The organism is Planococcus daihaiensis (assembly GCF_049262615.1).
Classification (GTDB): Bacteria; Bacillota; Bacilli; order Bacillales_A; family Planococcaceae; genus Planococcus.
On record NZ_CP175504.1, the window covers coordinates 2,725,225 to 2,750,323 of the forward strand.

At 45.6% G+C, this 25,099-nt stretch carries 23 protein-coding genes, 1 tRNA gene, 1 other RNA gene and 1 riboswitch; of the genes, 24 read left to right on the forward strand and 1 reads right to left on the reverse strand.

From position 1 onward, the window contains the following. The first annotated feature begins 23 nt into the window (after positions 1–23). The 6 genes from trxB (at position 24) to DHX103_RS13480 (ending at position 5,239) form a co-directional block, all read left to right on the forward strand. The gene (gene trxB / locus DHX103_RS13455; RefSeq protein WP_422122761.1) at positions 24–983 is read left to right on the forward strand and encodes a thioredoxin-disulfide reductase; all 960 of its coding nucleotides are present in this window, start codon (positions 24–26) and stop codon (positions 981–983) included. A 609-nt stretch (positions 984–1,592) separates the two neighbouring features. Beyond that, positions 1,593–2,078 carry an NUDIX domain-containing protein gene (locus DHX103_RS13460; RefSeq protein ID WP_422122762.1) on the forward strand — a complete coding sequence of 162 codons (486 nt, stop codon included), beginning with the start codon at positions 1,593–1,595 and terminating at the stop codon, positions 2,076–2,078. Further along, positions 2,071–2,952: an RNase adapter RapZ gene (gene rapZ / locus DHX103_RS13465; RefSeq protein ID WP_422122763.1), complete on the forward strand. Its 882-nt coding sequence runs from the start codon at positions 2,071–2,073 to the stop codon at positions 2,950–2,952. The genes DHX103_RS13460 and rapZ overlap by 8 nt, the downstream gene beginning before the upstream one ends. Before the next feature lie 4 nt (positions 2,953–2,956). Further along, positions 2,957–3,952, forward strand: a complete 996-nt coding sequence (locus DHX103_RS13470) for a gluconeogenesis factor YvcK family protein (RefSeq protein ID WP_422122764.1) — start codon at positions 2,957–2,959, stop codon at positions 3,950–3,952. 23 nt (positions 3,953–3,975) lie between these two features. Next, a complete protein-coding gene (gene whiA / locus DHX103_RS13475; RefSeq protein WP_422122765.1) occupies positions 3,976–4,926 on the forward strand; it encodes a DNA-binding protein WhiA in 951 nt (316 codons plus the stop codon). Positions 4,927–4,981: 55 nt separating this feature from the next. Further along, complete coding sequence (locus tag DHX103_RS13480) at positions 4,982–5,239, forward strand: HPr family phosphocarrier protein (protein ID WP_422122766.1); 258 nt, start codon at positions 4,982–4,984, stop codon at positions 5,237–5,239. Between the two features lie 51 nt (positions 5,240–5,290). Here the strand turns inward: DHX103_RS13480 and clpP are convergent, their stop codons facing one another. Continuing rightward, positions 5,291–5,902 carry an ATP-dependent Clp endopeptidase proteolytic subunit ClpP gene (gene clpP, locus DHX103_RS13485; protein ID WP_422122767.1) on the reverse strand — a complete coding sequence of 204 codons (612 nt, stop codon included), beginning with the start codon at positions 5,900–5,902 and terminating at the stop codon, positions 5,291–5,293. 168 nt (positions 5,903–6,070) lie between these two features. Between clpP and DHX103_RS13490 the strand changes: the two genes are divergently transcribed. The 18 genes from DHX103_RS13490 (at position 6,071) to DHX103_RS13575 (ending at position 25,098) form a co-directional block, all read left to right on the forward strand. Beyond that, a tRNA-Arg gene (locus DHX103_RS13490) sits at positions 6,071–6,142 on the forward strand. 452 nt (positions 6,143–6,594) lie between these two features. Then, entirely contained in the window at positions 6,595–6,825 is a 231-nt protein-coding gene (locus tag DHX103_RS13495; RefSeq protein WP_422122768.1) for a glutaredoxin family protein, read from the forward strand. A gap of 108 nt (positions 6,826–6,933) precedes the next feature. After that, positions 6,934–7,977, forward strand: a complete 1,044-nt coding sequence (locus DHX103_RS13500) for a sugar-binding transcriptional regulator (RefSeq protein ID WP_422122769.1) — start codon at positions 6,934–6,936, stop codon at positions 7,975–7,977. 1 nt (position 7,978) lies between these two features. Beyond that, the gene (gap, locus tag DHX103_RS13505) at positions 7,979–8,986 is read left to right on the forward strand and encodes a type I glyceraldehyde-3-phosphate dehydrogenase (protein ID WP_422122770.1); all 1,008 of its coding nucleotides are present in this window, start codon (positions 7,979–7,981) and stop codon (positions 8,984–8,986) included. 114 nt (positions 8,987–9,100) lie between these two features. Then, positions 9,101–10,285 carry a phosphoglycerate kinase gene (locus DHX103_RS13510; RefSeq protein WP_422124783.1) on the forward strand — a complete coding sequence of 395 codons (1,185 nt, stop codon included), beginning with the start codon at positions 9,101–9,103 and terminating at the stop codon, positions 10,283–10,285. Between the two features lie 49 nt (positions 10,286–10,334). Continuing rightward, positions 10,335–11,096: a triose-phosphate isomerase gene (tpiA, locus tag DHX103_RS13515; protein WP_422122771.1), complete on the forward strand. Its 762-nt coding sequence runs from the start codon at positions 10,335–10,337 to the stop codon at positions 11,094–11,096. Then, complete coding sequence (gene gpmI / locus DHX103_RS13520; protein ID WP_422122772.1) at positions 11,089–12,621, forward strand: 2,3-bisphosphoglycerate-independent phosphoglycerate mutase; 1,533 nt, start codon at positions 11,089–11,091, stop codon at positions 12,619–12,621. Before tpiA ends, gpmI begins: the two co-directional genes overlap by 8 nt. A gap of 15 nt (positions 12,622–12,636) precedes the next feature. Further along, entirely contained in the window at positions 12,637–13,932 is a 1,296-nt protein-coding gene (gene eno, locus DHX103_RS13525; protein ID WP_422122773.1) for a phosphopyruvate hydratase, read from the forward strand. 103 nt (positions 13,933–14,035) lie between these two features. Then, a complete protein-coding gene (secG, locus tag DHX103_RS13530) occupies positions 14,036–14,263 on the forward strand; it encodes a preprotein translocase subunit SecG (RefSeq protein ID WP_422122774.1) in 228 nt (75 codons plus the stop codon). A 428-nt stretch (positions 14,264–14,691) separates the two neighbouring features. Continuing rightward, a complete protein-coding gene (locus DHX103_RS13535; protein ID WP_422122775.1) occupies positions 14,692–15,438 on the forward strand; it encodes an alpha/beta hydrolase in 747 nt (248 codons plus the stop codon). 23 nt (positions 15,439–15,461) lie between these two features. Continuing rightward, on the forward strand, positions 15,462–17,780 hold the full coding sequence (gene rnr / locus DHX103_RS13540) for a ribonuclease R (RefSeq protein WP_422122776.1): 2,319 nt from the start codon (positions 15,462–15,464) through the stop codon (positions 17,778–17,780). Between the two features lie 52 nt (positions 17,781–17,832). Continuing rightward, positions 17,833–18,297 carry an SsrA-binding protein SmpB gene (gene smpB, locus DHX103_RS13545; RefSeq protein WP_422122777.1) on the forward strand — a complete coding sequence of 155 codons (465 nt, stop codon included), beginning with the start codon at positions 17,833–17,835 and terminating at the stop codon, positions 18,295–18,297. 87 nt (positions 18,298–18,384) lie between these two features. Beyond that, positions 18,385–18,738: a transfer-messenger RNA gene (ssrA, locus tag DHX103_RS13550) on the forward strand. Positions 18,739–19,009: 271 nt separating this feature from the next. After that, on the forward strand, positions 19,010–20,053 hold the full coding sequence (locus DHX103_RS13555; RefSeq protein WP_422122778.1) for a Fic family protein: 1,044 nt from the start codon (positions 19,010–19,012) through the stop codon (positions 20,051–20,053). 447 nt (positions 20,054–20,500) lie between these two features. Next, a riboswitch (cyclic di-GMP riboswitch) is annotated at positions 20,501–20,586 on the forward strand. A gap of 73 nt (positions 20,587–20,659) precedes the next feature. After that, positions 20,660–21,217 carry a WxL domain-containing protein gene (locus DHX103_RS13560; protein ID WP_422122779.1) on the forward strand — a complete coding sequence of 186 codons (558 nt, stop codon included), beginning with the start codon at positions 20,660–20,662 and terminating at the stop codon, positions 21,215–21,217. A 94-nt stretch (positions 21,218–21,311) separates the two neighbouring features. Then, a complete protein-coding gene (locus DHX103_RS13565) occupies positions 21,312–22,319 on the forward strand; it encodes a WxL protein peptidoglycan domain-containing protein (RefSeq protein ID WP_422122780.1) in 1,008 nt (335 codons plus the stop codon). A 351-nt stretch (positions 22,320–22,670) separates the two neighbouring features. Continuing rightward, a complete protein-coding gene (locus tag DHX103_RS13570; protein WP_422122781.1) occupies positions 22,671–23,219 on the forward strand; it encodes a dihydrofolate reductase family protein in 549 nt (182 codons plus the stop codon). A gap of 382 nt (positions 23,220–23,601) precedes the next feature. Then, the gene (locus DHX103_RS13575) at positions 23,602–25,098 is read left to right on the forward strand and encodes a glycine betaine uptake BCCT transporter (protein ID WP_422122782.1); all 1,497 of its coding nucleotides are present in this window, start codon (positions 23,602–23,604) and stop codon (positions 25,096–25,098) included. The last annotated feature ends 1 nt before the right edge of the window (position 25,099 follow it).

The window sequence follows — 25,099 nt, forward strand, 5'->3', positions numbered from 1 at the left end:
TTGAAGGACAGGAGGACACGTACATGACAGAAGCTGATAAAATTTATGACGTAATAATAATTGGTGCCGGACCTGCGGGCATGACGGCAGCCGTGTATACCTCGCGTGCCAATCTATCGACATTGATGATTGAACGCGGAATACCAGGCGGCCAGATGGCCAATACGGAAGAAATCGAAAATTACCCAGGGTTTGACCATATTCTTGGACCGGACCTATCTACAAAAATGTTCGATCACGCCAAGAAATTTGGGGCTGAATATGCCTATGGTGATGTAAAAGGAATCGTCGACGGCGGGGAATACAAAACAATTACTGCCGGTTCAAAGGAATACAAAGCAAGAGCGGTTATTCTGACGACAGGTGCCGAATATAAAAAAATGGGCATACCGGGTGAATCGGAACTTGGCGGCCGTGGCGTCAGCTATTGCGCAGTTTGCGACGGAGCTTTCTTTAAACAGAAAAATCTGGTGGTAGTCGGCGGTGGCGATTCGGCAGTAGAAGAAGGCGTATATTTAACGCGTTTCGCTGACAAAGTGACCATCGTCCACAGAAGAGACGAATTGCGTGCGCAAAAAATCATCCAGGACCGTGCTTTCGCCAATGATAAGATCGACTTTATCTGGAGCCATACGGTGAAGGAAATAAAAGGTGAAAACGGCAAAGTTGCCGGCGTCACCCTCGTTTCCACTAAAGATGGCGTTGAAACAGAAAAAGAAATCGATGGCGTATTCATCTATATCGGTATGCTGCCATTGACGAAACCATTTGCCAATTTGGGTATCCTGAACGCCGAAGGCTACGTTGTGACAAATGAAGAAATGGAAACTGCGGTGCCGGGCATTTATGCTGCAGGAGATCTTCGCGATAAAACATTGCGTCAGGTTGTCACTGCGACCGGTGACGGAAGCATTGCCGCTCAGGCAGCACAGCACTATATTGAGGAATTAGTTGAGAGAATTGGTCAAAAGAGTTTAATTTAATGCTATCTTAATGTATCTGTAATACTTTTGACATGTGAAAGAGGTATAGTAAGAATAGTAAATTGACCCCCTTTTTATAGAAAGTTTGAAAGGCTGTTTCCCGAATCATTCGGGAAGCAGCCTCTTTTTTTGTGCAATTAATAAAGGCTACATAATTTAAAAAATATTTCCTAATAACCGATATTCCGCAAAACAGCTGCGCTTGCCTGGGGGCTTGCGCTGAGCTAACTCGGTCTCGTTTCACTTCGCCCGAGTGGATCTTGCACTTCGTCGGCATCCGCCTGCTCCCCATGGCGTCTTCGCTGTTTTGCTCCATATCTCTTTTACTCTCACAGCGCCGGTGTGGCTCAGGAGCAGGCGAATGCCGACGGAGTAAAAGATGAGTGCTCTTCGCGGCTTATTGTGGGAGCCAAGATGTGCCATACGAAAATGGCACCTCCTTTGCGACGAGCTTGCGCAGGAGCATAATTTTTGCGCTGTTCATAGCGGTGAAGCAGTATAGAAATATAAATTCTTTAGTTCGGTTTATATACATTTTTCTTTCTTTGCATGACACGCCAGGATAGATGTATAATGGAAGAAGTTTAAAACAGATGCGGAGTGTCGAGTGTGCAGCGAATCGCGAATTTATTAATTATCAAAAATGGTCAGGTCTTATTATTGAAAAAACCCCGACGCGGTTGGTATGTGGCACCCGGCGGGAAAATGGAATCCGGAGAATCGGTGTATGAAGCAGCAATCCGTGAATTTACGGAAGAGACGAATACAGAACCGATCGGCACCCATATCAAAGGAATCTACACAATGATGATTGAAGACGAAGGAAAGACAGTCGATGAATGGATGCTTTTCACTTTTATCGCCACTGATCTGAAAGGAACCCCTTTTGTTGAAACGCCTGAAGGAGTGCTGGAATGGCATCCTGTAGAGAGCTTGGCGACTTTGCCGATGGCTGATGGCGACCGGACCAATCTTCTGTTTGCAACCAACCAGGCTGGTGTGCAATTCGGCACCTTCCATTACACGACAGAATTTGAGTTGCTGAAAGAGCAGATACAAATTTCAACAGAAGAGGTGAATCGCCCCCATGGATAATAAAGTAGAAGAAACTGAGTTAATCGTAATCACCGGCATGTCAGGTGCCGGAAAAACAGTGGCGATTCAAAGTTTTGAAGATCTTGGATTTTTCACCATAGACAACTTGCCGCCGGCGCTGCTGCTGACATTTATCAAATTGATGCGGGATTCCGGGAAATCGATGAAACGCGTTGCCGCAGTTATGGATTTGCGGGGAGGCGACTTTTTCGACAGCCTCGTCGATGCCATTGACAATTTGTCAAAAGAGCCGAAAGTGTCTGTCACCATCCTCTTTTTGGATGCGGACAACCAAACTTTGGTCAGCCGTTATAAAGAAACCCGGCGTTCACATCCGCTATCACCGGGCGGGCTGGTACTCGGTGGCATCAAAAAAGAACGCGATATGCTGATCGACCTGCAAGGGCGGGCGAAATACATTTACAACACATCACAAATGAGCCCACGTGAGCTGAAAGAGAGAATCATTTCGGATTTTTCAACAAACACCAGCAATGTTTTTACCGTAAACGTGTTGTCATTCGGCTTTAAGCACGGCATTCCAATCGATGCCGATCTGGTCTTTGATGTTCGCTTTTTACCGAACCCCTATTATATAGAAGAACTCAAACCGCTTTCCGGTCTGGACGAAGCTGTTTCGAGTTATGTGCTCCAATGGAATGAAACCCAGATGCTGATCGAAAAACTGACAGATCTTCTCCAATTTATGATTCCCCGGTATAAGAACGAAGGCAAAGCGCAATTGGTCATCGCCTTTGGCTGTACCGGCGGCCAACATCGTTCAGTCACCTTAGCTGAGTATTATGGCAAGTTATTTGCTGAAAATAATAAAACCATCATTACTCATCGCGACGTCAAAACGAGAAAGGACTGAGTGCATGGAAAACAATGGCCAACGGAAAAAACTTGTCATAATTGGAGGAGGCACTGGATTGTCCACCCTATTGCGGGGGCTGAAAAAGCTCCCGTTGGATTTGACTGCCATCGTCACAGTAGCGGACGACGGCGGCAGTTCCGGAAGGTTGCGCAATGACCTGAATATACCGCCACCAGGCGATATAAGAAATGTCATGGCGGCATTATCCGATGCTGAACCACTGGTGGAGGAAATGTTCCAATACCGTTTCAGCAAATCCATCGATCTCGGTGGACATTCATTGGGCAACCTGATGCTTGCGGCATTGACGGATTTGACAGGTGATTTTTCACATGCGGTTCGGGAAATGAGCCGGGTCATGAATGTCAACGGCACAGTCATTCCGGCCGCCAACCAATTGGTCACCCTCAAAGCTGAATTTGAAGATGGCACCATTGTCAGTGGAGAATCAAAGATTCCGAAATATTTGCAGCCCATTAAACGGGTATTCATTGAGCCCACGGATGTAAAACCACTGCCGGATACTGTCATGGCCATTCGCCAGGCAGATATTATCGTCATCGGGCCGGGATCACTTTATACCAGCATTCTGCCGAATTTATTGGTCAAAGATATAAAGAAAGAATTATTGGCAGCCAAAGCGAAAAAGATTTACATTTGCAATCTGATGACGCAAGCCGGAGAAACCTATATGTATTCGGCTTCCGATCATATACAAGCGTTATACGATCATGTCGGGCAGCCGTTCCTCGACGCAGTGCTGCTTGATAAAGCGGAAATGCCACCGATTGTGGTCGAACTTTACAAGCAGGAAAGGGCAATGCCGGTAGCATATGATGCAGAACGGCTTGCAGCGTTGGGCTTGGAAATTCACCGGGAAGATATTGCCAGTATATTCGAAAATGCTGTTCGCCATGAACCGAAAAAAGTGGCGGAATGGCTCTTTCAATATGCCGGCGGCCAATTAAAAGAAGATTCTGAGCTTCGGTATTTCTGAATGCTTGAAAGGGGTGAATAAAATTGTCTTTCGCTTCGGAAACAAAAAAGGAAATGACACAAGTGGAAGTGGATGAATGCTGCGGTAAAGCTGAATTATCCGCTTTGATCCGAATGAATGGAACTTTATCATTTTCCAGCAGGCAATTGAGCGTCGACATACAGACAGAAAACGCCGCCATTGCCCGCCGCATCTATACACTCTTAAAGCGTTTTTACCCGCCTTATCCGATCGAGTTGCTCGTGCGAAAAAAAATGCGGTTAAAAAAGAATAATATTTATATTTGCAGATTAAGGGACGGTTCCAAGCATGTATTGGAAGATTTGATGATCATCACGGAAGGTTTCCAGTTCCAGCAGGAAATCGTCAAATCATTGATTGAAAAGACGTGCTGTAAACGTGCATATCTGCGCGGGGCGTTCCTGGCTGGCGGATCCGTCAACAACCCGGAAACATCGTCATACCACCTGGAAGTCTATTCCTCAGATCGTGATCACGCGGATTCATTGACTGAACTCATGAACCATTTTCATCTGAACAGCAAAACGATTGAGCGCAAGAAAGGCTTTGTCACTTATTTGAAAGAAGCGGAAAAGATATCCGACTTCCTCAGCATCGCCGGCGCCCATTTGGCATTGTTGAAATTCGAAGATGTGCGAATCATCCGGGATATGCGGAACTCGGTAAACCGGCTCGTCAACTGTGAAACCGCCAATCTCAATAAAACGATTGATGCGGCGCTGCGGCAAGTGGAAAATATCCGATTCATCGATTCCGTCATAGGAGTGGAACAGCTGCCCGATCGCCTGCGTGAAATTGCCAGGCTGCGCGTTGAGTATCAGGATGTTACACTAAAGGAGCTCGGTGAAATGGTGTCAACCGGGAAAGTCAGCAAATCCGGTGTCAATCACCGCCTTCGGAAGATTGACGAAATTGCCGAATCATTAAGAAAAGGCGAAACGATCGGCGGTTAAAAACCGCGGTTCTTTCATATATATTAGTACAGTCAATTTTCTGAGGAGGATATGCATGGTCGAAAAACAAGTGAATGTTCAATTGAAATCAGGCTTACAAGCAAGGCAAGCTGCATTATTCGTTCAAGAAGCAAACAGATATAATTCGGATGTCTATCTTGAAAAAGAGGAAAAGAAAGTGAATGCAAAAAGCATTATGGGCATCATGAGCCTCGCCATCAGCAAAGGCACGTCCGTCACCATTTCAGCAGACGGTTCCGACGAGGAAACTGCAGTCGAAGCATTATCGGCTTTAATCGAAAAAGAAGCATAAGAAAACCCCGCAGCTCACATGAGCTGCGGGGTTTAGCTATACATTTTAACTTTAGATATCTTCTTTCTTATGTTGCGGCAATTTGCTGCGTGTGATGATCTGATCGATCAATCCGTATTCCAGCGCACGTTCCGCTGTCATAAAGTTGTCGCGGTCTGTATCTTTCGAAACGACATCAAGAGTCTGTCCTGTGCGATCAGCTAAAATTTGGTTCAACTTCTCGCGAAGGTGCAAGATGCGTTTTGCGGCAATCTCGATTTCCGTAGCCTGTCCCTGAGCACCGCCAAGTGGCTGGTGAATCATGACTTCTGCGTTCGGAAGTGCGTAGCGTTTGCCTTTTGTGCCGGCAGCCAATAGGAATGCTCCCATTGAAGCGGCCATACCGATGCAGATTGTCTGAACATCCGGGCGGATGAACTGCATCGTATCGTAAATTGCCATACCGGCTGTGATGCTGCCGCCAGGGCTGTTGATGTAGATCGAAATATCTTTTTCAGGATCTTCCGCTTCCAGGAATAGAAGCTGTGCAACGATGGAGTTTGCCACGTTATCGTCGATTCCGCTGCCCAGCATGATGACACGGTCTTTTAAAAGACGCGAATAAATATCATAGGCACGCTCGCCTCGGCTCGTCTGTTCAATTACTGTTGGAATTAAATTCATAGAAAATCCTCCTTGTGTAAGTGATAAGATTCCACACTGAAATACGTTTCAGTTGTAATATTATCATACACATCATGGTCAATGAAGGTCAAATCTAACGAATTAAAAAAATCAACTTGATATGCACCGGTATATTTTGTATACTGGTAAAGTCGCTAAGATAGAAACGCCCTCGTAGTGTAATGGATAACACCCAAGATTCCGATTCTTGTAATGGGGGTTCGATCCCCTCCGAGGGCATATGTCACCAACCCGCTTTGCCAATTGATGGCGGAGCGGGTTTTCTTTATGGATTATTTTGTGAAATAATTTTATAAATTGGACTAATGAAATATGATTTAAATTTCGCTTTGGAGCTATGGACAGTGCAAAGATTATGCTCCTGCGCAAGCTCGTCGTAAAGGAGGCGCTATCTTCGTTTGGCGCACCTTGTCTCTCCCAATGAGCCGAGAAGACCACTCGTCTTATTTCTCCGTACGTATTAGCCTGCTCCGGAGCCGCGCCTTCGGTGAAAGAATGGCTAAGATATGGAGCAAAACAGCGCAGACGCCATGGGGACCAAGTGAAGTGCTGAGATCCACTCGGGCGAAGTGAAACGAGACCGAGTTAGCTCAGCGCGAGCCCCCAGGCAAGCGAAGCTGTTTTGCGGAATATCGATTATTAACATAATCCAAAAAGAAAGAAGGCCAACGATGCTGACACTTTACACACGACCGAATTGCCCGCTATGCGAAGAAGCGAAATTGATGCTGAATCTGGTCCGGGAAGATTTTCCGGTAGACTACACGGAAGTTAATATAGAAGAAGATGAAATCATCCATGAGAAATACATGCTGATGATCCCCGTCCTGGAGCGGGAAGGCAAGATCCTGTTATACGGCAATATCGGTTATGCCGAACTTTTGGAAGCGTTGGATTTCTAACGCTTCTTTTTTATTGCATTACTCTTAATTATTAGGTAGAATGAATTTAGTGGGACAGAAAAATAACTAGTGGGATAAATTTTGTCCAACTGGAAACGGAGTGAATGTATGGATGCATTATCATCAGCACAAAATAAGCTGCTGCCTGAAATGTCCGAGCTCCTGAAAAAACGTTATCAGATTCTGCAGGCAATTAACCAGGAACAACCGGTCGGCCGGAGAACTTTAAGTGAATACTCCGGGATGACCGAACGTGATATTCGAAAAGAAACAGACCTTTTACGCGAACAGCGATTGATCGAGATGAAAACTGCCGGCATGGTGATAACCAAGCAGGGAGAAGAAGTGCTCGATTCATTAAAATCCTTTATGCATGAATTGACGGGGATAGCTGATCTTGCAGAGCGGTTGAAACAACATCTGGGAATTTCCGATGTGATTGTAGTACCTCTCGACTCTGACAAAGCAATCTCTGTGAAAAATCAGATCGGAAAAGAAACTGCACGGCTCCTTGAGCAGCATTTTGCTGCTCAGCCAAATGTTGCGGTGACCGGGGGCAGTACGATGGCCGCAATCGCCAAAGAACTGAAGGGGGAGAAATCCTACCCGGCATTGAAATTTATTGCAGCGCGGGGCGGCCTGGGGGAAGATGTTTTGCACCAGGCGAATACCATTGCCTCGGCTTTTGCAGGGAAAACCGGAGGGTCATTTAAAACGCTTTACCTACCGGATCACTTAAGTGAAGAAGCCTATACCATGATGATGAAAGAACCGCTCATCAAGGAAATGATGGATTTATATGAACAAACCGATTTGGTCGTGCACGGCATCGGCAATGCGCAAGAAATGGCGGTTCGCCGCCAGTCGACTTCCGAGGAAGTTGAGAAGATTACAGAAGGCGGCGCTGTCAGTGAAGCCTTCGGATACTATTTTGACGCAGAGGGCAATGTTGTTTACCGCATCCGTTCCGCGGGAATTCAATTGGAGCAAGTGCAAAAAGCTCCGGCCATCATCGCAGTCGCCGGTGGGCGCTCGAAAGCGATGGCAATTCTTTCATATTTCAAAAATGCACCGAAACAAACAGTGCTGGTCACGGATGAAGGTGCAGCAAGAGAAATTCTGGAACTTAACGAAAACTTAGGAGGAAATTAAATTGACTTTAAAATTAGCGATTAACGGCTTTGGCCGTATTGGACGTATTGTATACCGTGAATCATTGACAAACCCGGAAGTGGAAGTAGTAGCAGTAAACGATTTGACGGATGCGGCAATGCTTGCTCACCTATTGAAATATGATTCAATCCACGGAATATTGGATGCTGAGGTTTCATCTGAAGGCGACAATATTATCGTGAATGGCAAATCCATCCGCGTATTTTCTGAAAAAGACCCATCAAATCTTCCGTGGGGAGACCTTGGCGTTGATATCGTAATTGAATCTACAGGATTGTTTACCGATACTCCTTCTGCATCTAAACATATCGAAGCAGGCGCGAAAAAAGTTATCGTATCAGCTCCAGGGAAAAACGGCATGAAAACAATTGTTATGGGTGTGAACCATGACACGTATAGCCCGGAAGAGCATGATGTTGTTTCCAACGCATCTTGTACGACAAACGGACTTGCTGGAATTTCGAAAGTGTTGAATGATAAATTCGGCATCAAGCATGCAATGATGACGACTATCCATTCATACACCAACGACCAAATTCTTTTGGATTCTCCGCATAAAGATTACCGCCGTGCACGTGCAGCTGCAGAATCAATGATTCCTACAACAACAGGAGCTGCAAAAGCAGTAACGAAAGTATTGCCGGAACTTGAAGGCAAACTGGACGGAATGGCAATCCGCGTTCCAACATCAAATGTTTCTTTGATCGACTTAGTGGCTGAATTGGAAACTGAAGCTACTGTTGAAGAAGTAAATGCTGCATTAAAAGCCGCTACTGAAAACGAATTGAAAGGTTACCTGGAATACAGCGACCTTCCATTAGTATCAAAAGATTATAACGGCAACACTGCCTCTTCAACTGTCGATGGTTTGTCGACAATGGCACTTGGCGGAAACATGGTCAAAGTACTTTCTTGGTATGACAACGAATCAGGTTACTCAGGCCGTTGCATCGACTTGGCCTTGCATATGTACAGCAAAGGGCTTTAATCCCAAAATTATAGCTTAATTACCGGTGAACCTCTATAATAAAGAGGGTGAAAGGGGTGGGGAATTTACCCCACCCCTTTATTTTTTTGAATACAAATAGGAGGTATTTTCATGCTGCAGAAAATGACCATGAAAGATTTGGATTTGAAAGGAAAGCGCGTATTTTGCCGAGTTGATTTCAACGTACCGATGAAAGACGGGAAAGTGACGGATGATACACGGATCCGCGCAGCTGTTCCGACTATTGAGTATTTGATCGACAAGGGTGCAAAAGTGATTTTGGCGAGCCATTTGGGGCGCCCAAAAGGTGAGGTCAATGAAGAAATGAGGCTTGCTGCGGCAGGAGCCCGTTTGAGTGAATTGCTACATAAAGATGTGAAAAGCCTGAAGGAATCGATCGGCGAAACGGTAGAAAAAGAAATTACCGGCTTGCAGGAAGGAGACGTTTTACTTCTTGAAAACGTCCGATTCCATGCCGGTGAAGAAAAAAATGATGAAGAACTGTCGAAATCATTTGCAGCGCTGGCAGACGTATTCGTCAATGACGCTTTTGGAGCGGCGCACCGCGCTCATGCTTCAACAGCTGGCATTGCACAACATCTGCCATCCGTTTCGGGACTGCTTCTTGAAAAAGAGTTGGATGTCCTTGGCAAAGCTTTGTCGGAACCTGAGCGGCCATTCACTGCCATTATCGGCGGAGCCAAAGTGAAAGATAAAATCGGCGTCATCGACCATCTGCTGGATAAAGTGGACAATCTGTTGATCGGCGGGGGCTTGTCCTATACGTTCATCAAAGCGCAGGGCTATGAAATTGGCAACTCACTTGTTGAGGAAGATAAATTGGAACTCGCGAGAACCTTCCTCAAAAAAGCGGAAGACAAAGGCGTGAAGCTTTATCTTCCAGTCGACGCAACGGTGGCCAACGAATTTTCAAAAGATGCAGAAACAAAACACGTGAAAATCGAAGAGATCCCAGCTGATTGGATGGGACTGGACATTGGTCCTGATACAGCAGATTTATATCGGGATGTCATTAAAAATTCGAAATTGATCATCTGGAACGGACCAATGGGTGTCTTCGAAATGGAGCCATTCGCAAACGGTACGCGCTCAGTCGCAAAGGCGATGGCAGAAACGGAAGGCTATACGGTCATCGGCGGAGGAGATTCAGCTGCTGCAGTTGAAAAATTCGAAGTCGCGGACAAAATGGACCATATCTCAACGGGTGGCGGAGCTTCGCTGGAATTCATGGAAGGCAAGGAATTGCCGGGAGTGAGTTCGTTAACGGATAAAAAATAAAGGATTTATGAAAATGACTTTGCAACACTATCAGAAAGGGAGTGTCTTTTTGAGAAAACCGATCATAGCAGGAAACTGGAAAATGTATAAAAACGCTGCGGAAGCGACAGCTTTTGCTGAAGAAGTGAAAGCTGCATTGCCAAATGCGGATAAAGTGGATGCTGTTATTTGTGCACCTGCTTTATTTCTTCAGAGTCTAGTGGAGTCTGCTGCAAACACCGGATTGAAAATCGGTGCGCAAACAATGCACGAAGAAACAGAGGGTGCCTTTACAGGCGAAGTCAGCCCCACCCAGTTAAAAGACAGCGGCGTGGAATATGTCATCATCGGCCATTCCGAGCGCCGCCAGTATTTCAACGAAACGGATGAATCGGCGAACAAGAAAGTGTTGGCCGCATTTGAACATGGCTTAGCACCTATCCTCTGCGTCGGAGAATCGCTCGAACAACGTGAAGCAGGAGAAACAGGAAGTGTCGTTGAAGCGCAAGTTGAAAAAGGCACAGCCCAATTATCAGCTTCCCAGGCAGCTGAGCTAGTGATCGCCTATGAGCCAATCTGGGCTATAGGCACAGGGAAAACCGCTACTGCTCAAGATGCCAATGAAGTTTGTGGCATTATTCGCAAGAAAGTGGCATCCCTGTTCAATGAAGAAACAGCAGCGGCAATCCGCATTCAATACGGCGGCAGCGTCAAACCGGCGAATATTGAAGAGTTGATGAGCATGGAGCATATTGACGGTGCTTTGGTTGGAGGAGCAAGTCTCGAAGCTGAGTCGTTCCTTAAATTATTGGAGGCTGGTGCAAATGCGTAATACAGAACATCCGGTGGCTTTGATCATCCTGGACGGCTTCGGCTGCCGCGAGGAAACATACGGCAATGCGGTTGCCCAGGCAAAAAAACCGAATTTTGATCAGTTATGGAACAGCTATCCCCATGAATTGCTGACGGCGGCAGGCGAAGCTGTCGGCTTGCCGGATGGCCAGATGGGGAATTCGGAAGTGGGCCATTTGAATATCGGCGCTGGACGCATTGTTTATCAAAACCTGACGCGTATCAATAAATCTATTCGGGACGGCGATTTCTTCCAGAATCCAGCCTTCCTCGAAGCGATTGCCAAAGCAAAAGCCAATGATTCAGCTCTTCATTTGATGGGCTTATTATCGGACGGCGGTGTCCACAGCCATTATGAGCACCTGTTTGCATTATTGGAATTGGCGAAACAGCAAGGATTGGAGAAAGTTTACGTCCACGGCTTTTTGGACGGCCGGGATGTCGGCCCCCAATCGGCGCTACAATATATCGAGAAAACTGAACAGAGAATGGCAGAAATTGGAGTAGGTAGATTCGCTTCAATCAGCGGCCGTTATTATGCAATGGACCGGGATAACCGCTGGGACCGTGCAGAAAGCGCCTATCGCGTATTGGTGGATGGCATCGGATTGACTGCTTCCACTGCAAGCGAAGGAGTTGTCTATTCTTATGATCAGGGCGTCATGGATGAATTCGTTGTGCCTTTTTATATAGAAGAAAATGGCGAGCCGGTGGCGACGATCAAGTCTGAGGATTCCCTCATCTTTTTCAATTTCCGGCCGGACCGGGCGATTCAACTGACTTCCGCTTTATTGACGAGCGGTTTTGAAAGTTTTGCACTGAGCCTGAATCATCCGCTGAATCTTACTTTTGTGTCTTTCACCGCATACAGTGATGTTTTGCCTACCCGCATCGCATTTGAAACGGTCAATCTCGAAAATACGCTGGGCGAAGTCATCTCAGCAAACGGCCTGACACAATTACGGATTGCGGAAACCGAAAAATATCCGCACGTCACTTTCTTTATGAGCGGCGGAAGAGAGAAAGTTTTCCCGGGGGAAGAACGGATTTTGGTTGATTCCCCAAAAGTGGCGACTTATGACCTTCAACCGGAAATGAGTGCTTATGAAGTCACGGATAAACTTGTCGAACAGATCGAAGCGGAAGCCCATGATGCGATCATCCTCAACTTCGCCAATCCAGATATGGTCGGACACAGCGGATTGCTGGAGCCGACCATCAAAGCAATCGAAGTTGTGGATGAATGCCTCGGAAGAATTGTTGAAGCTTTGCACGCTAAAGGTGGAACGGCAATTATAACGGCCGACCACGGAAACTCGGATGAAGTCTTGACAACCGAAGGCTTGCCTATGACGGCGCATACGACCAACCAGGTTCCGGTCATCATCACGAAACCAGGGATGGAACTGCGTCCGGGTGGCATTCTCGCCGATCTGGCACCAACCGTTTTGAAGTTATTGAACGTTGAACAACCGGTTGAAATGACTGGAAAACCATTAATCTAAAGGGAGCTGTTTATATTGCCAATCATTACAGATATTCTAGCACGCGAAGTTCTTGACTCACGGGGAAATCCGACAGTCGAAGTGGAAGTTTTCACAGAAAGCGGCGCTTTTGGGCGCGCAATCGTACCATCCGGTGCATCAACCGGCGAACACGAAGCGGTGGAACTCCGTGACGGCGACAAAGGCCGTTATATGGGTAAAGGCGTATTAAAAGCTGTAGATTTTGTAAACAATGAAATCGCTGAAGAGCTGGAAGAAAATTATTCCGTTCTGGATCAGGTTTCAATTGACCAGGCATTGATCGAACTTGACGGTACAGAAAACAAAGGACGCCTTGGCGCAAACGCGATTCTTGGCGTTTCGATGGCAGTGGCACACGCAGCTGCGGATTACCTGGACCTTCCACTTTACCAGTACCTGGGTGGATTCAACGCGAAGCAATTGCCGGTTCCGATGATGAATATCCTGAATGGCGGCGAGCATGCCGACAATAATGTCGATATCCAGGAATTCATGATCATGCCGGTTGGCGCAGAATCATTCCGCCACGCGCTGCGCATGGGGACAGAAATTTTCCATACATTGAAAACCGTCTTGAAAGACAAAGGTTATAACACTTCTGTCGGAGATGAAGGCGGCTTTGCACCAAACCTTGGATCTAACGAAGAAGCGCTTGAGACCATCATGATCGCCATTGAAAAAGCCGGCTATAAAGCGGGAGAAGATATTTTGCTCGCAATGGATGTTGCTGCTTCTGAAATTTACGATAAAGACAAAGGCGTTTACAACTTGCCGGGTGACAATACGGTCAAAACTTCTGCAGAGATGGTTGACTGGTACGAAGAGCTTGCCAATAAATACCCGATCGTTTCTATTGAAGACGGATTGGACGAAAACGACTGGGACGGCTTTAAATTATTGACTGAACGTATCGGCGATAAAGTGCAATTGGTTGGAGACGATCTGTTTGTAACGAATACGAAAAAACTTTCTCAGGGAATCGAACAGGGAATCGGGAACTCGATCCTGATCAAAGTGAACCAGATCGGAACACTGACTGAAACTTTCGATGCAATTGAAATGGCGAAACGCGCTGGCTACACAGCGGTCATCAGCCACCGTTCAGGCGAATCGGAAGATGTAACGATTGCGGATATCGCAGTTGCAACAAATGCGGGACAGATTAAAACGGGTGCCCCATCACGCACAGACCGCGTTGCGAAATACAATCAATTATTGCGCATCGAAGACCAGCTGCATGACACGGCAAAATACCTTGGTGTGAAAACTTTCTACAACTTGAATAAATAGAACAAAAGAGGCATTGCCTCTTTTTTCTATTGCTATTGTCACAGGTCGCAATTTTTGGTAAACTTATTCTTGTTGTGAAGGTTTTATTCAGGAGGTGGAATTTATGCATACGTTGTTAATGACATTACTCGTCATCGTATCGCTCTCATTAATCGTTGTCGTTTTATTACAATCAGGTAAAAGCGCAGGTCTTTCAGGAGCCATCTCCGGTGGAGCTGAGCAACTTTTCGGCAAGCAAAAAGCACGGGGACTTGATCTTGTCCTCCATCGTGTAACGATTGTACTTGCTGCCTTATTCTTTATTTTGGCTATCGCCGTAACGAAAGTATAAAGTGGATGATCCAATCGCCTGACCAATAAACTGGTTGGGCGTTTTCTTTTATATGCTATTAAGAAGTCACTCTAGGCGGACGCTTTCCGCGGGGCGACCTGAGCCTCTCCTCGTTCGCGACGAAGCAGCTCAGCGATGCAGGAGCACATCTTTGCTCTACGCGGCCTTCCGCTCCTTTCTTACTATAAATTTTTTATAAGTTGGTTTAGAGATTTTTAAAAAGTTTGAAAAGGGAATTAAATAATGATATGGAGCAAAACAGCGAAGACGCCATGGGGAGCAGGCGGATGCCGACGAAGTGCAAGATCCACTCGGGCGAAGTGAAACGAGACCGAGTTAGCTCAGCGCAAGCCCCCAGGCAAGCGAAGCTGTTTTGCGGAATATCACCACTATTAATCTATTATGAATAATTTTCTGGAGGGATTTGTATGAGGATTTCACAGCCAAAGCCATTTTTCTTCAAGGCAGGGCCGCGTGCGGTTCTGTTGCTGCATGGCTTTACCGGCAACTCCGCTGATGTGCGGATGATGGGCCGTTTTCTGGAGAAGAAAGGCTATACATCACTTGCACCTCATTTGGAAGGCCACGGCGTTGAGCCGGAAAAGCTGGTTGACAGTGGACCTGAAGGATGGTGGCGGGATGTTGAAGAGGCTTATCAGAAGTTGAAAGACGAAGGCTATACGGAGATTGCAGTCGGCGGATTGTCGCTTGGCGGCGTATTATCGTTGAAAGCAGGGTATACATTTCCTGTGAAGGGCGTCGTGACGATGTGCTCACCGATGATCATGAAATCGACGGACCTGCTGTTTGAAGGCGTCATTAATTATGCCCGCAATTATAAGAAGCTTGAAGGAAAAGAAGACGATGTTATCGAAGAAGAAATAAAGGCTTTGCGTGAACACGGCATGCCGTCACTAGCCGACCTGCGGGAAATGGTGCAGGATGTCCGGGTCCATGCGGATCACGTTTATGCACCGACATTCGTCGTGCAGGGTTCTCTGGATAACGTAATCGATACAGATTCTGCAAACATCATATATGATACAGTAGAATCGTTTGATAAAAAGATTAAATGGTACGAAGAATCAGGCCATGTAATCACCCTTGATAAAGAAAAAGAACAATTGCATGAAGATGTATTGGAATTTCTCGAATCGCTCGAATGGAGTGTATGAGAACGCCAGAAGGAGGAATTGGAATGGGAAAAAATGAGATATCGTTGGATCAGCGGTTGCTGTCTTTTATGCGTGAAGATGCGTATAAACCGTTAACGGTCCAGGAAATAGAAGAGCAATTCGGCTTTGATGATGCCGATGAATTCAAAGAATTGGTAAAGACTCTAGTTAAACTGGAAGAAAAAGGGTTATTGGTGCGTTCTCGTGCGAATCGCTACGGCGTTCCCGAAAGAATGAATTTGATGAGCGGAAAATTTATCGGCCATCCGCGCGGTTTCGGTTTTGTCGCTTATGAAGAGCCGGGCCATGATGATATTTTCATTCCGCCGACGGAAGTCAACGGGGCGATCAACGGAGATAAAGTAATGGTACGAATTGCAGAATCATCGGGCGGGGACCGCCGTGAAGGGGCCATCATCCGCATTTTGGAACGCGGCACGACACAGGTTGTCGGGACTTTCCAGGACAATAAAGGATTCGGATTTGTCGTTTCTGATGATAAGAAAATGAATATGGACCTCTTTATTGCCAAAGATGATACACTTGGCGCGATTGATGGCCACAAAGTGGTAGTGGAAATTACCGGCTGGCCGGAAGGGCGCAAATCAGCGACCGGAATGGTCAAACAAATTTTAGGTCATAAAAACGATCCAGGCGTGGATATTCTGTCCATCATCCATAAATATGGTATCGAAATCGAATTTCCACAGGCAGTGCTTGATGAAGCAAATGCGGTTCCTGAAGAAATCGAAGCAAAGGATCTGGATAATAGAAGAGATCTCCGCAATGAAGCCATCGTTACCATTGACGGCGCAGACGCAAAGGATCTGGATGATGCTGTACAAGTGGTTAAGTTGGATGATGGTACCTATAAACTCGGCGTCCATATTGCCGATGTCAGCCATTATGTTACGGTAGGATCGGAAATGGACCGGGAAGCTTATGACCGCGCGACAAGTGTTTATTTGACGGACCGCGTTATCCCGATGATCCCTCATCGCTTGTCGAATGGGATTTGTTCATTAAACCCACAGGTAGATCGTTTGACGCTGTCCTGTGAAATGATTTTCAACGACCAGGGCGAAGTAGTCTCGCATGAAATATTCCAGAGCGTAATCCGGACATCTGCCAGAATGACTTATACAGACGTCTATGAAATTTTGGAACAGGACAATCAGGAGCTGAAAGAACAATACAGTGAACTTGTTCCGATGTTCGAATTGATGAAGAATCTTGCAGATATGCTGCGCAATAAACGCATGCGCCGCGGCGCCATCGATTTCGATTTCAAGGAATCCAAAGTGTTGGTGGATGAAGATGGAAACCCGACAGATGTAGTCGTCCGGGAACGCACAGTTTCTGAGCGTTTGATCGAGGAATTCATGCTCGCAGCAAACGAAACGGTGGCAGAACATTTCCATCGCATGGAAGTGCCTTCACTGTACCGTATACACGAAGATCCAAAACCGGAAAAATTGCAGCGTTTCTTTGAATTCGTCACGAATTTTGGTATCGTGGTAAAAGGGAAAGGCAACCAGGTTCATCCGCGGGCTTTGCAGGAAATCGTGGAATCGGTGGCTGGGAAACCGGAAGAGCCGGTTGTTTCGACCATGATGCTGCGTTCGATGCAGCAGGCGAAATATTCTTCGGAAAGCTTGGGGCATTTCGGCTTGTCGACAGAATTCTATACACATTTCACATCGCCGATCCGCCGCTACCCGGATTTGATCATCCATCGTTTGATTCGCACGTATCTGATTGAGAAGGACCTGTCAGAAGCGACATTACGGCATTGGGATGCCAATATGGATGATATTGCAACCCACACATCTGAACGCGAAAGACGTGCTGTAGAGGCAGAACGTGATACGGATGCATTGAAGAAAACACAATTCATGGCTGATAAGATCGGTGTGGAATTTACCGGCATCATCTCTTCTGTCACGAATTTCGGTTTATTCGTTGAATTGCCGAATACGATTGAAGGACTGGTTCATGTTTCAAACATGACCGATGACTTCTACCGTTTCGACGACCGCCAGATGATGATGATCGGCGAACGCAGCAACCGCCAGTTCCGTATCGGTGACGAAGTGGAAATTAAAGTCATCGGCGTCAAACCGGAAGAATCGGCGATTGATTTCGAGATCGTCGGCATGACGCAAAATGTGCGCCGTACCAGCAAAGACGCACCGAAAGTCATCCGTGCCGCGAAAAAAGACGGCGGCAAGGTCGGACGCGACGGCAGCAAGAAAGACGGCGGCGGACCGACCCGCAAAGGGAAGAATCCAAAGAAGAAGTTCTATGAAGGCGCGGCTAAGAAAACGAAGCGCAAAAAGTAATGAGCAGGGAGCGGCTCTGGCTGCTCCTTTCAACTAATTTGAGGTGGAATAGATGGCAAAAGGATCAGGCAAAGCAATTGCCCAGAACAAAAAAGCCGGTTTTGATTACTTTATTGAAGAAACGATGGAGGCAGGCATTGTGCTCCAGGGAACAGAAATTAAATCTGCACGGAATGGCAAAGTGCAATTGAAAGATGCCTTCGTCCGCATCCGAAACGGTGAAGCGTGGATTTCCAATATGCACATCAGCCCTTATGAACAGGGAAACATCTTTAATCACGATCCGACTCGTTCCCGTAAATTGCTGCTGCATAAAAAGCAGATCATCGAACTCGAATCTTATTCCAAAGAACAAGGGGTCACCATTGTTCCGTTGAAGATGTATTTGAAGGATGGTTTCGCGAAAGTGTTGATCGGCGTTGGTAAAGGGAAGAAGAATTATGACAAGCGTGAAGACCTGAAGCGAAAAGACGCTAAGCGGGAAATTGACCGTGCGATGAAAGAACGCAGCCGTTAAGCTTGAAGTCTGACCTTCTTTGTCTTATAATTGGTTTATAACACAAGCACGTTAGAGTCATACTCTTCCCGTGTCTTCTTATAATGAGGGGACGTTACGGATTCGACAGGGATGATCTGGGCTTGGGTTGCGCGTCGGAGGGTCGGCTCCGTCATCAACGTATCTATAACAACTGGCAAAACAAACCAAAACCTAGCATTCGCAGCGTAAGCTCGGATCTGCTCTTAGCATCCATCACCCATGTGGCTGTGTAGAGCTCAACTTTAGTGGGATACGGCAGACAGCGCCACTTGAACTGTCTGTAAGAGATTTTCAGGTTAGTGCCCGGGACGCCCGCTTATTGGCAGATCGGTGCATGAAACTCTAATAAGTAAGCTACACGCGTAGATGCTCAAGTAGCGGAGTTTCTGGACGCGGGTTCGACTCCCGCCGTCTCCATAGATTTTATGGAGCTACATAAGAACGCCAAAACCTTTAATCGGGTTTTGGCGTTTTTTCGTTGTGTGCTGAGAATCGCTGATCCAATGAACTGAAGACTGCGATATCAATTATACTGGAAAAAATTAAACCTACTCATTTATTGTCATATGAGTAGGTTTAATTTATAATGAATATATTCAATAAAGCTATCATAAACAGTGAACCTACTCAATTTAGATGTAAATGAACAGGTTAAGCATAAAATGAGTACTTTAAGAAACGGGGGGCACTGATGAGAAACTACCATTACGAAACTTTAAAGCAGCTGATGCTGCCGATGGAAACCGTTAGCCTGATTGCCAAGATCAATGAATATAAAGGAAAGCAGGAGCTTTATAAGCATCAGGCTCCGAAAATTTTAAACACTTTAAAAGAAGTGGCTGTTATACAGTCCACAAAAGCATCCAATGCGATTGAAGGCATCATAATTACGGACAAACGCTTAAAAAGCATTATGGAGCATGATTCGAATTTCCAGGATCGCTCGGAAGGAGAAATTGCTGGATATCGGGATGTCTTGCAGTTAATTCATTCTTCACATGAAGCCATTCCGATTCGGGAAAGTGTTGTTTTGCAATTGCATAAAGAAATGTACAGATATATTGGCATAGAAGGTGGACGCTGGAAAAACGTTGATAATGTGATCAGTGAAACCTTTAACGACGGGACGAAACGGGTTCGGTTCGAACCTGCTTCAGCATTTGAAACGCCGGCTGCGATGCAAAGATTATGTGAAGAACTAAGGGAAAGAATGTCGAAATCGGATGTTGAGCCACTTGTCCTGATTGCTGTATTCGTTCTGGATTTTCTGTCAGTTCATCCATTTAACGATGGAAACGGACGAATGGGCAGGTTACTGACTTTGCTTTTGCTTTACCACACCGGTTTTGAAGTCGGCCGCTATATCAGTCTTGAAAAGATTATCGAAGACTCTAAAGAGGATTATTATGAAACATTAAGGAAATCATCGATTGGCTGGCACGATAACGCAAATAATATTTTCCCGTGGGTGAATTATTTATTGGGTACGTTTGTTGCGGCCTATAAAGATCTGGAAAGCCACGTCGGCATCATCGAGTCCCAAAAAGGCAGTAAAAGCCAGCGTGTTCATTTCTTTATCGAAAAAAAGCTGGGGTATTTCACGAAAGCTGATATTCGTACCGCATGTCCGGACGTAAGTGAAGCAACCATCAACCGTGTATTGAGTGAATTGAAGGAGCGGGAGATCATTGCGCCGGAAGGCTTGGGCCGCAATGCAAAATGGAAGAAACTTTAGAATCTGAAATTACCAAAGTTACCGAATGGGCTTGTATAGGTTCGACTCCCACCGTCTCCATAGATTTTATGGAGCTACATAAAAACGCCAAAACCTTTAATCGGGTTTTGGCGTTTTTTCGTTTAAGCTTTTCAGATCTTTGTCATACTGTTGGTTTTTCTGCAAATGGATTGTGGGCTTCGTCTCTGTCAATTTTGCACTGAGTTTTTATAGGAAGTGATTAATATAGTAAGTCTTTCGAGTGGGAAAGCTGTGGGAAAGGTTGATTTCTACACGTTCAAGAGGGAATGTATATGAAGAGTAGGTACATAGCATCTTTGATGTTCAATAAAATTTAAATATAAATAGTCAAATAGATACAAAAAGCTATATATTATTATCAATACTAGTATAGAGTAATAAGTGTAAGTAATAAATTGTCTATAGAGAGAGAGAAAGACAATTTATTATTTTCAAAGGCAAAGATATCGAAAGATATTGACGCAAAGCCACAGGTCTACGGTTTTACAAACTACGACGGCTGGGTTGCTGAGAGTGAAGAGTGGAGAGAATTTTCCTCATTTTAATAGATCTTGTCATCCTACCCGAAAAATGGGAGGAATAATAATGACAACAATTTTCAAGAAATTCGCAACAGGTACGGCTGCTTTGGCTTTAATGACAACGGTGTTTGCAACAGGGGCAATGGCAGATGATGTACAGAGCACTATTACAGGTGGCAACATGAATATCACGGGTGTTTCTGCTTCTACATTTGGTGATGCTGTAACGTTAGACGGCAGTACACAGACCGTTACAGGAGCTGCAATCAGCACTTTTAATGTAACCGATGCCAGAGGAACTGGGGCTGGCTGGAATGTTGCCGTATCGGCTACTCCATTTTTACACAACTCCAATACAAAAACATTGAGCGCTGGTTCATTAACGTTGGCAGCACCCGAAGTAACGAAAATTGATACGAATTCTTCGGCAGAGACCACTGTCACTCCAGCTAGTGGACCCATTGACGGCGGCTCCGTAAAAGTTCTCTCTGCTGAGGCTGATGGAGGAATGGGCAGTTATACCATTTCTGCGATGGCAATGTCATTGGAATTGAAACCAAAAGAAGTCTACGCAGGAACTTACACATCAACTGTCAATGTTGAACTGACTACTGGACCTTAATCACTAAAACTCTTGTTAGCCATGTCTCCAGGACATGGCTCTTTTTTTGAAAACTATTCAATCGTAAAACTTAACCAAGTTCAGGAGGAATTCCATGTTTACACGTATTCTAATCATCGCTCTATTGCTACTCACTTTTCCATTGCATGCCTCAGCTGCACCTTCTTCTTTACAGGTAGAACCTATTTACCCCGACAATCAAGTGCCGGAAACGAAAGGCTATTTTGATGTAAATGCCACAGCAGGTGAACAAGTAAACCTCAAGTTAAAACTACAAAATACAGAAGATATCCCCATTACTGTCAGAGTGGAAAAGTCTAACGCTTATACTAGCCCGACAGGCGGCATTTTCTATGAACTAGCTGTCGATTCAGAAGATACGATGCTACTCGACAATGCAATTCTTTTAGCAGATATTATGGATACGGAAGAAACGGTCTCCATTCCCGCAAACGAATCGATCGATTTTCCGATTCAAGTAACCGTTCCGCAAACGGATGCACAAACCTTGCTCGGCGGCATCAAAGTGACACAAATGGAAGAAGCTGTTGAAGAAGAAGGTGAAGAACTTGGAGAAGACGAAGCGAACTTTGTCTTGAAAACAGAATTGACCTATGCAATTGCGATTCAGCTCAACCTCCCAACCGAATCAGAACCGAACTTTTCAACCGGAAACGCCGGATTCATTGCGCCTACTGCACAAGTGTTTTTGGAAGTCAGCAACAATGCGCATTTGATACAAGGAGATGTCGAGTGGACCTACTCGGTTTTGGACAGTGCAGGAACCGAACTTTTTAACGGAGCTGTCAATACGTTCAATATGGCACCGAAATCGAAAATCCGTTTTCCGGTAGCATGGAATCATGAGGAACTGGCAGACGGCAAGTACACTTTGGTGGCAAATGGCCACGCAGGAGAACAGGTGATTGCAACAGAAGAGCCCTTTGAGATTTCAAATGAAGCGGTCGAAGAATACGCTGAAATCGTTAATCCGACACCGGTGGTAAATGAAGGCGACGGCATTCCTGTATGGGTATGGATTGGCGCAGCAATCGTCTTTGGGATTATCATGTTCCTAGCAGGAAGAAGAAAGAAAACCTAAAACGTGTTACTTGAAGGAATCAATAGAAGATAGAAGATGATAGTCTTTGTTCTACGCTATACCAGAGCGGGGATTTCAACCTAGCAAAACAGTTATTCGAGTAGCCTAAAATATCCGCAGGTGTTAATCAGTCTTGATTAGACTCTACATTATGGTCGCAACCATTCGCTTGCAGAACTATAGATTCCTCTACTGTTTCCGTACCTTCAGCCAATATAATCCGGAAACGCCAAAACCTTTAACCGGGTTTTGGCGTTTATTCGTTTGGCTTCAGCAAAAAGAAGGAACATTATTTATATAGAAGGAATTTATTCAGCAGTAACAAAAATTTCACGAACAGGAGGAATCAGTGTGGCAAAAGTCGTTTGGGGTATGATCATGTCGGTTGATGGCTTCATCAATGACCGGCAAGGCAATTTGAATAAACTCTACGCCAGTTTTGAGCCGAACGAAGAAATCAATGCAGCAATGGCCAAAACCGGAGCTGTCGTCATGGGGCGCAATAGCTTCGAAATGGCCGAGGACACGGATGCTTATGCGGATGATTATGAATTTCAGGTGCCTTTGTTTATCCTGACTCATCACCCGCCGGAGAAGCATCCGAAGGAAAACGACAAGCTGACGATTACATTTGTGACCGATAGCGTTGAATACGCGATCCAACAGGCAAAGGCGGCAGCCGGTGATAAAGATGTGGTGGTGCTCGGTGCGAATACTGGCCAGCAGGTGCTGAGGGCGGGGTTGGTGGACGAACTCCAAATCGCCATTGCGCCAATACTTCTGGGCACAGGGCTGCGATTTTTCGAACAGCTGGAAGAGCTGGAAATTGAGTTGGAAAAACTGCGGACCATCGAAACCAGCCAGCAAGTTGAAATTTGGTATAAGGTTTTGCGTCAATAAAGCCGAGCGCAATTCATTTCCATAAAACACATTGGTATCAGCAAACGATATGGATGTGTTTTAGTGTTGTTTAACTCCCACTATCCTTGGATACGGCCATTGGGCTCCCTTTACACCCAGACAAACTCAATTTGAAGAAAATGGCTCAAACATTAAATCGCTCGCCACTTGGTTTTATAAAAAATGAAAAGGGTATTATATAAAGTGGACTTTTTTTAAATACATAATAGCGGCTACTTCTGGAATACTGGCCTGCCCGCTTGACTTCAACCGCTAATTTCCGTAGTCTTGGATATTGATGATAAAATTCGAGGCTCTAATGTGATTATGTATGAAGTTATTTTTTAATCGCGTGAGCAGAAAAATTATAGGGGGACATACTATGAAAAAGGTAACAAATGTTTTCTGGATTTCACTTGTGCTTGTCGCCCTGGCCGTTGGATATGGTGCGCTTGCTCCGGAAAACTTCGCTTTGGTAACAGGCAATATGCAATCGTTTCTGACCACCTCATTCGGCTGGTATTATCTTTTGGTCGTTTCAGTGATGGTGCTATTTTGTTTGTTTTTCCTTATCAGTCCGATGGGACAGGTGAAGTTGGGGAAAGATACGGATAAACCGGAATTTTCTTTCGCTACATGGATCGCTATGCTGTTTTCTGCAGGTATGGGGATCGGGCTTGTGTTCTGGGGAGCTGCTGAACCGCTATCGCATTATGCGATCGATCCGGCAACAGCCGATCCGGGGACAAGGGAAGCATTCCGTGAATCCATGCGCTTCAGTTTTTTCCATTGGGGTATTCATGCATGGGCAATTTACGCAGTAGTCGCTTTGGCGCTGGCGTACGCTCAATTTCGCAAAGGGGAACCCGGACTCGTTTCGGCAACCTTGAAACCGCTTTTCGGTGACCGCATGAAAGGTACCTGGGGAACGGTCGTCGACGTAATCGCTGTTTTCGCAACAGTCGTCGGTGTCGCAACCACACTTGGTTTTGGGGCAATCCAAATCAACGGTGGGCTTGCCTATATGTTTGATGGCATTACAGCGGGCAGTTTTGTGACACAACTCATCATCATTGGTGTAGTGACGGTCTTGTTCATGATTTCAGCCTGGACTGGACTCAGCAAAGGCATCAAATATCTATCGAATACGAACATGGTGCTTGCCGTATTATTATTGGCATTGGTCATTATTTTAGGACCGACTTTGCTCATTTTTAATATATTTACCGATACAATCGGGACTTATTTACAGAACCTGGTCAGCATGAGTTTCCGGTCCTCGCCGATTGATGGCGAAAACCGCGCCTGGGTGAATGCCTGGACCATTTTCTATTGGGCCTGGTGGATATCATGGGCTCCGTTCGTTGGTATTTTCATCGCACGGATTTCGAAAGGGCGGTCAATCCGCCAATTCCTGTTCGGCGTATTGATGCTGCCGACAATCATTAGTTTCTTATGGTTCTCAGCATTCGGTTCAACGGCAATCAATGTCCAAAGCAGCGGTTTTGATATGACTCAGTTATTGACTGAAGAACGGTTGTTTGCCACATTTACACAATTGCCATTAGGGACGCTGATGTCGTTTGTTGCTGTCTTGCTGATTACAACATTCTTCATTACTTCAGCCGATTCAGCCACTTTTGTTCTCGGCATGCAAACGACGAATGGTTCATTGCATCCACAGACTTCAGTCAAATTGACATGGGGAATTGCCCAGTCTTCTATTGCTGTAATTTTATTGTCAACAGGGGGACTGGATGCCCTGCAAACGGTATTGATCATAGCGGCATTCCCGTTCTCGATTATCATGCTCTTGATGATGGGCTCGTTCTATAAGGCCTTGAATCTCGAGTACAAAGCGATAAAACGGAAACGCTAAA

Bases quoted from the DNA above. Each gene is read 5' to 3' on its own strand.
- trxB (WP_422122761.1), top strand. From the start codon at position 24: ATGACAGAAGCTGATAAAATTTATGACGTAATAATAATTGGTGCCGGA.
- rapZ (WP_422122763.1), top strand. From the start codon at position 2,071: ATGGATAATAAAGTAGAAGAAACTGAGTTAATCGTAATCACCGGCATG.
- DHX103_RS13470 (WP_422122764.1), top strand. From the start codon at position 2,957: ATGGAAAACAATGGCCAACGGAAAAAACTTGTCATAATTGGAGGAGGC.
- DHX103_RS13480 (WP_422122766.1), top strand. From the start codon at position 4,982: ATGGTCGAAAAACAAGTGAATGTTCAATTGAAATCAGGCTTACAAGCA.
- clpP (WP_422122767.1), bottom strand. From the start codon at position 5,902: ATGAATTTAATTCCAACAGTAATTGAACAGACGAGCCGAGGCGAGCGT.
- DHX103_RS13495 (WP_422122768.1), top strand. From the start codon at position 6,595: ATGCTGACACTTTACACACGACCGAATTGCCCGCTATGCGAAGAAGCG.
- DHX103_RS13500 (WP_422122769.1), top strand. From the start codon at position 6,934: ATGGATGCATTATCATCAGCACAAAATAAGCTGCTGCCTGAAATGTCC.
- gpmI (WP_422122772.1), top strand. From the start codon at position 11,089: ATGCGTAATACAGAACATCCGGTGGCTTTGATCATCCTGGACGGCTTC.
- secG (WP_422122774.1), top strand. From the start codon at position 14,036: ATGCATACGTTGTTAATGACATTACTCGTCATCGTATCGCTCTCATTA.
- DHX103_RS13535 (WP_422122775.1), top strand. From the start codon at position 14,692: ATGAGGATTTCACAGCCAAAGCCATTTTTCTTCAAGGCAGGGCCGCGT.
- rnr (WP_422122776.1), top strand. From the start codon at position 15,462: ATGGGAAAAAATGAGATATCGTTGGATCAGCGGTTGCTGTCTTTTATG.
- smpB (WP_422122777.1), top strand. From the start codon at position 17,833: ATGGCAAAAGGATCAGGCAAAGCAATTGCCCAGAACAAAAAAGCCGGT.
- DHX103_RS13555 (WP_422122778.1), top strand. From the start codon at position 19,010: ATGAGAAACTACCATTACGAAACTTTAAAGCAGCTGATGCTGCCGATG.
- DHX103_RS13560 (WP_422122779.1), top strand. From the start codon at position 20,660: ATGACAACAATTTTCAAGAAATTCGCAACAGGTACGGCTGCTTTGGCT.
- DHX103_RS13565 (WP_422122780.1), top strand. From the start codon at position 21,312: ATGTTTACACGTATTCTAATCATCGCTCTATTGCTACTCACTTTTCCA.
- DHX103_RS13575 (WP_422122782.1), top strand. From the start codon at position 23,602: ATGAAAAAGGTAACAAATGTTTTCTGGATTTCACTTGTGCTTGTCGCC.